Here is a 7,319-nt window from a genome sequence, read left to right on the forward strand (position 1 = left end):
CATGCATGACATCGACGATTTTCTAAAGAAGCACCACGTCACCGAAATTGAAGCAATCATTCCCGATATGGCCGGGATTGCGCGCGGCAAGATCATTCCGCGCAGCAAGTTCGAATCGGGCGAGTCCATGCGCTTGCCTCAGGCGGTGATGATCCAGACGGTTACGGGCGACTACCCGGACGACGGCACGCTGACCGGCGTCACCGATCCAGACATGGTGTGCGTGCCCGACTCCACCACCATTCGCATGATTCCCTGGGCAGTCGATCCGACCGCACAGGTGATTCACGATTGCGTCCACTTCGACGGCACGCCCGTTGCAATCTCGCCGCGCCGCGTGTTGCGCCGTGTGCTCGAACTCTACAAGGCCAAAGGCTGGAAGCCGGTCATCGCACCGGAGCTCGAGTTTTATCTGGTCGATATGAACAAGGACCCGGATCTGCCGCTGCAACCGCCTATTGGCCGCACGGGGCGTCCGGAGACCGGGCGCCAGGCGTATTCGATAGAAGCGGTCAACGAATTCGACCCGCTCTTTGAAGACATCTACGAGTACTGCGAGGTACAGGAACTGGAAGTCGATACGCTGATTCACGAAGTCGGCGCCGCGCAGATGGAAATCAACTTCATGCATGGCGACCCGCTAAAACTAGCGGACAGCGTGTTCCTGTTCAAGCGCACGGTGCGCGAAGCGGCGCTGCGCCACAAGATGTACGCGACCTTCATGGCAAAGCCGATGGAAGGCGAGCCGGGCTCGGCAATGCACATGCATCAGAGCCTCGTCGACGACGAGACCGGTCGCAATCTCTTTACCGGCGCCGACGGCAAACCCACCTCGCTATTTACGGGCTATATCGCCGGATTGCAAAAGTACACGCCCGCGTTAATGCCGATTTTCGCACCGTATATCAACTCGTACCGGCGGCTCTCGCGCTTCATGGCCGCGCCGATCAATGTCGCGTGGGGCTATGACAATCGCACGGTGGGTTTTCGCATTCCGCATTCGGGACCCGCCGCGCGTCGCATCGAAAACCGTATTCCGGGCGTGGACTGCAACCCCTATCTCGCGATTGCGGCGACGCTCGCGGCCGGCTATCTCGGCATGACGCAAAAACTCGAGGCGACCGAGCCGCTACTCAGCGACGGTTACGAACTGCCCTACCAGTTGCCGCGCAATCTCGAAGAGGGTCTGACGTTGATGGGCGCATGCGAACCGATCGCCGAAGTGCTCGGTGAAAAATTTGTCAGGGCCTACCTCGCGCTGAAGGAAACCGAATACGAAGCGTTCTTCCGAGTAATCAGTTCGTGGGAACGCCGGCATTTGCTGCTGCACGTCTAACGCAAACGCAAGAAAAACTGGAGGCAGTATGAGCGACGGAACCAAAGAAATCGCTTACGTGAAACCGGAGCAATGGGCGCAATCGGCGCAACCCGTGCAGCCGACCGCGAGCGCGCAAGCCGCCGACCAGCGCAGCACCGCTGCATATCGCACACTCGATGCCGCGCATCACATTCATCCGTTCTCGGATATGGGCTCGCTCAATCGCAGCGGTAGCCGCGTGATCGTCAAAGCCCACGGCGTGTACCTGTGGGATTCCGATGGCAACAAGATGATCGACGGCATGGCCGGCCTGTGGTGCGTGAACGTCGGATATGGCCGCAAGGAACTGGCCGATGCGGCGTACAAACAGATGCAGGAACTGCCTTACTACAACACCTTCTTCAAGACCACTCACCCGCCGGTGATCGAGTTATCTGCGGTGCTCGCGGAACTGGCGCCCGCGCCTTTCAATCATTTTTTTTACTGCAATAGCGGTTCGGAAGGCAACGACACGGTGTTGCGCATAGTCCATCAATATTGGGCGACGCAAGGCAAGCATTCGAAGAAGGTGGTCATTTCGCGCTGGAACAGCTATCACGGGTCGACCATTGCCGGCGGCACGCTTGGCGGCATGGGCTACATGCACGAGCAGATGCCGTCCAAAGTCGAGAACATCGTGCATATCGATCAGCCGTATTTCTTTGGCGAAGCACAAAGCAGTCAGACGCCAGAAGAATTCGCGCTGGCTCGCGCGCGGCAGCTGGAAGCGAAGATTCTCGAAATCGGCGCGGACAACGTGGCTGCGTTTATCGGTGAGCCCTTCCAGGGCGCGGGCGGCGTGATCTTTCCGGCGTCCACGTATTGGCCGGAAATACAGCGTATCTGCCGCAAGTACGACATTTTGCTGGTCGCGGATGAAGTGATCGGCGGCTTTGGCCGCACAGGCGAATGGTTCGCTCATCAGTACTTCGGCTTCGAGCCCGATATCATCACACTAGCCAAAGGACTGACGAGCGGTTATGTGCCGATGGGCGCGGTCGGCCTGCACGATCGCGTTGCAACGGCGATTATCGAAAACGGTGAGTTCAATCACGGCCTCACCTACTCGGGTCATCCGGTCGCCGCCGCCGTGGCGGTAGCGAACCTGAAGCTGCTGCGCGACGAGAAGATCGTCGAGCGCGTCAAAACGGACACGGGCCCATACTTCCAGAAGAAACTGCGCGACACTTTCGCCAGTCATCCGATTGTCGGCGAGATTGCCGGTGCGGGACTCGTCGCCGGATTGCAGCTCGCGGAACACCCTGCATCGCGCAAGCGTTTTGCCAATGGCGGCGAGGTGGGTACGCTCTGCCGTGACTTCTGCTTCAACGGCAATCTGATCATGCGCGCTACCGGCGACCGCATGCTGCTCTCGCCGCCACTCGTCATAAGCAGGCAGGAAATCGACGAGATCGTGTCGAAGGCGAAAAAAGCGATCGACGCCACAGCTCAACAACTCGGGATGTTGTAACGGCAGTCCGTTCCGGCATGGGCGCGTTCCGTGCTGGAACGGAGATAACGTATCACTAGATCGCGGCGTACTACCCCACTATGGCCATTCGGTTTTTCCGAACCATCACTTCGCGATTAACAGGTTTATCCGATCCAGAACTTACCGCAGACTGGGCTTATCTTCATTACGGACCTCGTCCGCGAAAGGACCCGATCATGCGAACCTATCCTCGTAACAGCCCCCAAGCCGCAGCACGTATCGTCGCGCTAGCCCTGACCTCGGACGGCCATGTTTGCAGTTCGGAAGAACGCGCGTTGGAGAAGTTGAATATCGCCGGAGAACTCGGTCTTGCACCGGCGCAATTTGCGCAGATCCTGCAGACGCTCTGTGAGGATCGCTCGGTTTCGCAGATGTCATTTGCGCCGCCGGTGGGCCGTCTCGATACGGCCTTGCTCACCACGTTGACCGAAGAAATCGACGACCCCGCGTTGCGCCGCAAGATCATTCGCCTGTGCGTCGCGGTCGCCGTCGCCGACGACTATCTGGCGGACGGCGAAATCGCGTTGCTCGCTGCCGTGTTCGACGCATGGGGACACCACCTGAAACCGGCCGCGAGCCGGCACGGCCTCCCGTCGCATGTCGTGCGCAGTTACGACCGGACCGTTGCCACGACCTGCGAAGCAAGCGCGTGATGCTGGCCGCGACGCGAGCGGATAGCGTGAATCTCTTCGATCACGCCATCCGCACGGCCGAGCCAGCGCAAGCCGCGCAGCAGCGACAGGTCCTCCGCGCCCAGTTCCGCGAGCGGAAACACGCCGAGACCGCGCGCGGCGAATACGGCCATCAGCGCGCTGTCCTCGAATTCGCCGACGATGCGCGGCCGGATGGCTTGCGACTCGAACCAGCGGTCGAGCCGCGCGCGCAACGCGGCGTGCCGCGTCGGCAGAAGCACGGGAAGTTCCGCGAGGCACTGCGGAAAGCCCGTTCGAGCGGATTTGCGGACGATCTGCGCGGGCCCGTACCAATCGACCGGCGAGCCCACGAGCCGCTGGCTCAGCACACGCAGATCGGAATTGTGCGGTGCCGGCTGGCACGCGAGCACGAGATCGAGTCGGTGCAGCGCGAGCTCGGATAGCAACTGCGCGGGCTCGCCCTCGTGGCACAGGAGCCTAAGCGACGGCGTGTCCAGCACCGGCGCAAGCAGTGCGTGCGCCGCGAGCTTCGAGATGCCGTCGGAGAGACCGACTGCGAGCCGCGCCACGCCTTCCCCACCCGCTTCTCGCATCTCGTCGAGCAGCGCCTCGCCGAGCTGAAAGATCTGCTCCGCGCGGTCGAACGCCGCCTCGCCGGCTTCCGTCATCGTGACGCCGCGTCCCGCCGGTTTCAGCAATTGACGCCCGATGGATTTTTCGAGCTCACGCACCTGCGCGCTGATGGTCTGAACGGCCATATCGAGTCGCTCGGCCGCGCGCGCAAAGCCGGCCTCCTTCACGACGATCCAGAAATAGTACAGATGGCGGTAATTGAGCATGAGGCAACCAATGAGATGACATTTCTAAAAAAGCGATATGTCGCTCAGATTAACACTGGTTTATCCGATTCGTCCGCGGAGCGATCATGACGTTAATCCGACGTTACCCGCATCCATTCACTGACGAACACCATGGACACACTGCTGACACTCGTTGCCGACCCGGCCGCCTGGCTCGCGCTCCTCACGCTGGTCGTCATGGAGATCGTGCTCGGCATCGACAACCTGATTTTCATCTCGATCCTCAGCAACAAGCTGCCCGAGGCGCAACGCGCGCGCACGCAGCGTCTTGGCATTATGCTTGCGCTGGTGCTGCGGCTCGGCCTGCTCGGCACCGTTGCATGGATTGCGCAGTTGACCGCGCCGGCCGTCACGCTCTTCGGCCACGCGTTTTCATGGCGCGATCTGATCCTGCTCGGCGGCGGCCTGTTCCTCGTCTGGAAGGCGACGCGTGAAATTCACCATCACGTGGTTCACGCGGAAGAAGAACGCAGCGCCGCAGGCAGTGCTGTCCAACTGACCGTGGCGGGTGCGATCGGCCAGATCCTGTTGCTCGATATCGTGTTTTCGGTGGACAGCATCATCACCGCGGTCGGCATGACCGAGCACATGCCGATCATGTTTATCGCGGTGATCAGCGCGGTCATGGCAATGCTGTTCGCTGCGCGTCCGCTGTCGCGCTTCATCGACCGCAATCCGACCATTGTGACGCTCGCACTGAGCTTCCTGTTTGTGATCGGCATGACGCTGATTGCGGAAGGCTTTGGAACGCATGTGCCGAAGGCCTATATCTACGTGGCGATGGCGTTCTCCGCGTTCGTCGAGGCGATGAACATGCTGGCGCGCCGCGCGAAATCGAAGCGCGCGATGGGCACCGGTCAATGACCGGCGCCGGGAGATTTTTCACCGGTTGGGCCGCTTACCCGACCGGGCATTCGATGTCTTTGTACTTCTACTTTTGAGGAGCGACACCATGAAATGCCCCGTTTGCAAGACGACTGACCTGCTGATGAGCGAGCGTGGCTCGATTGAAATCGACTACTGCCCGGACTGCCGCGGCGTGTGGCTCGATCGCGGCGAACTCGACAAGCTGATCGCGCAGGACGCCGCCAATATCGACGCGCCCGCTGCTACGCGCACGAGCCGCGATGACCACCGGGATCGCGACCACGCATACGACAGCAACCGCCGTTACGAGGATCATCGAACGGGGTATCGGACGAAGAAAAAGCGCTCGATTTTCGATGTGTTCGATTTCGACTGAGCGATCACGGCCGCGCGTACGCGTCACCGAAGACCTGTCGAACGAGTTCCGGCGAATACCGGTAATTCCACCGCAATTCCGAGCCTACTTCGATATCGTCGATGGCAAAGAATGCGCGGATTGAAGAACGCCGGCCGCAGCGAGACCTGGCATCGAACGAAGCGGCTTCGATGTTATAGCCGTCGTCCGCCTGGGCAACCGGCGTGCCGTCGGCATCGTAGGCAAGCGACGTGTTCGCCATTGCCAGCACGTTCTCGCCGTCGACGAAAGCCACCGAGTTGCCCGAGTTCGCGCTGATCACGAACGACTCGTCCACGCACGTAAAGAACATCGCGGCGCTCATGAGCCGCCCGCCGTACACGCCGATGCATTCGCCGCGCCGGATACGCCGCGCGGCAAAGGCGCCGCGCTCGCCCACCAGCACGTGTTCGCGCGGATCGCGCAGGTCAGCGGGCTCGATCGCGCGGCAATGGAGGGTGCTTCGATAAGCAGCGCCACGACTCTCGTCGCTCAAGGTGGGGTCGACATACGGCATCACGGCGTCGATGCGGGAGCCCGCCTGTTCATTGCGCGTTTGGATCGGATCGCGCAACTCGGCGATCAGAACCGGATTCAACGACTCGTCGCGATACGGATAACGCGCATCGAGCCGCGGTGCGTACGGCAGACGAGCGATCGCGTGAACCCGCTTGAACGACTCAAAAGCTTCGCGCAGGCATGCGGTGGCTTCCTGAGCGGCGGCGGCATCGTCGGCGAGCGACTCGTCGATCTGCGCCTTCAGCGCGGGCACGACATCGAAGATCGCCTCGTGCCGTGCCGCCAGTCCCCGCACGCGCGCGGCGTCGGCCACGCGCTGCCTGATTGTCTCGAGAAGCGTGTCGTGAAGCGCCTGCGCGCGCGGTTCGTTCGGTGATGTCATCGGGGCTCGCTTTGCCGTGGACCGGCTGAGATCGGATCGCTATATCGATGACGCGACGTTATCCACTTGCGTCTTCGTCCACGCACGAGCTTCGCGAAATCGCGGCGACCGCAGCGAAGTCGTCGCAAAGTTTCGTTGCGGGCGTCAGCGTATCGCCGCGAGTGGGTGTGATCCCGCGCGTGCGGCCCTATGCTCCGCTATCCGCGCGAGCCGGCGCATGGGCGCCATGGCCCTGCGAACGCGCGACCCTCCGGTACAGGAGCATTCGATGCACGAACGAATCCCATCACATCCGTCCAATTCGTCGATTCCGTCCATTTCGCCGACCGACCGGCCCGACAGCCAGCCGGCCCAGCAGCATGCCGCCGCGCCGTCCCCCCGTCCTTCGCGCACGCTCGAAGCCGGCTTGCCGCACGGTCCGGGCAGCGCGTCCGCGTTGCACAAGCGCACGCGTGGCACGCCCGCGTCGCCGCTCCTGCGACGCACGTTGTCGCGCAGCGATCTGACCGATCGCGTCGCGGCGTTTTCGCGGCGCTTCCAGGAGGACCAGGACGTGCCGCCCGTCGCGCGGTCGACGTCTTCACGCGAGCGCGATGCGGCCGCGCGGCCAGCGAGTCAAGCTTCACGGGACGAACATGCAGAGCAGCCCGCACGCGCGGGCACGCACAGTGACGCATCTCTCACCCCAAGCAGTGCGCAAACGGCGACTGCAAACACGGCGGCTACTGCGGCCAGTGCAGCGGGCGCAACGGCCACGCCAACCCAAACGCTACCTCCAGCCCCAGACCAATCCAC

Annotated in this window: 8 protein-coding genes; 6 read left to right on the top strand and 2 right to left on the bottom strand. The window is 62.0% G+C overall.

The window, feature by feature from the left end:
- The first annotated feature begins 1 nt into the window (after position 1).
- The 3 genes from C0Z16_RS34480 to C0Z16_RS34490 all read left to right on the top strand — a co-directional run bounded on the left by C0Z16_RS34480 (position 2) and on the right by C0Z16_RS34490 (position 3,502).
- Positions 2 to 1,336, top strand: coding sequence for a glutamine synthetase family protein (locus C0Z16_RS34480; protein ID WP_102636464.1), 1,335 nt, complete (start codon positions 2 to 4; stop codon positions 1,334 to 1,336).
- A gap of 28 nt (positions 1,337 to 1,364) precedes the next feature.
- Positions 1,365 to 2,828, top strand: coding sequence for an aspartate aminotransferase family protein (locus C0Z16_RS34485; RefSeq protein ID WP_102636465.1), 1,464 nt, complete (start codon positions 1,365 to 1,367; stop codon positions 2,826 to 2,828).
- Positions 2,829 to 3,025: 197 nt separating this feature from the next.
- Positions 3,026 to 3,502, top strand: a complete 477-nt coding sequence (locus C0Z16_RS34490; protein WP_102636466.1) for a TerB family tellurite resistance protein — start codon at positions 3,026 to 3,028, stop codon at positions 3,500 to 3,502.
- Here C0Z16_RS34490 and C0Z16_RS34495 read toward each other — a convergent pair.
- Positions 3,460 to 4,341, bottom strand: a complete 882-nt coding sequence (locus C0Z16_RS34495) for a LysR family transcriptional regulator (RefSeq protein ID WP_102636467.1) — start codon at positions 4,339 to 4,341, stop codon at positions 3,460 to 3,462. The genes C0Z16_RS34490 and C0Z16_RS34495 overlap by 43 nt on opposite strands.
- A 132-nt stretch (positions 4,342 to 4,473) precedes the next feature.
- Here C0Z16_RS34495 and C0Z16_RS34500 point away from each other — a divergent pair, with 132 nt between their 5' ends.
- Positions 4,474 to 5,226, top strand: coding sequence for a TerC family protein (locus tag C0Z16_RS34500; protein WP_102636468.1), 753 nt, complete (start codon positions 4,474 to 4,476; stop codon positions 5,224 to 5,226).
- Between the two features lie 88 nt (positions 5,227 to 5,314).
- Positions 5,315 to 5,605, top strand: a complete 291-nt coding sequence (locus C0Z16_RS34505; RefSeq protein WP_102636469.1) for a TFIIB-type zinc ribbon-containing protein — start codon at positions 5,315 to 5,317, stop codon at positions 5,603 to 5,605.
- 4 nt (positions 5,606 to 5,609) lie between these two features.
- On the opposite strand, the gene C0Z16_RS34510 is transcribed toward C0Z16_RS34505, so the two are convergent.
- On the bottom strand, positions 5,610 to 6,524 hold the full coding sequence (locus C0Z16_RS34510; protein ID WP_102636470.1) for an SET domain-containing protein: 915 nt from the start codon (positions 6,522 to 6,524) through the stop codon (positions 5,610 to 5,612).
- Between the two features lie 268 nt (positions 6,525 to 6,792).
- Here C0Z16_RS34510 and C0Z16_RS34515 point away from each other — a divergent pair.
- On the top strand, positions 6,793 to 7,319 hold a 527-nt coding region (locus tag C0Z16_RS34515), incomplete at its 3' end, for a hypothetical protein (protein WP_146014397.1).

The sequence above is a fragment of the Paraburkholderia rhynchosiae genome, assembly GCF_002879865.1.
GTDB classification, from domain to species: Bacteria; Pseudomonadota; Gammaproteobacteria; order Burkholderiales; family Burkholderiaceae; genus Paraburkholderia; species Paraburkholderia rhynchosiae.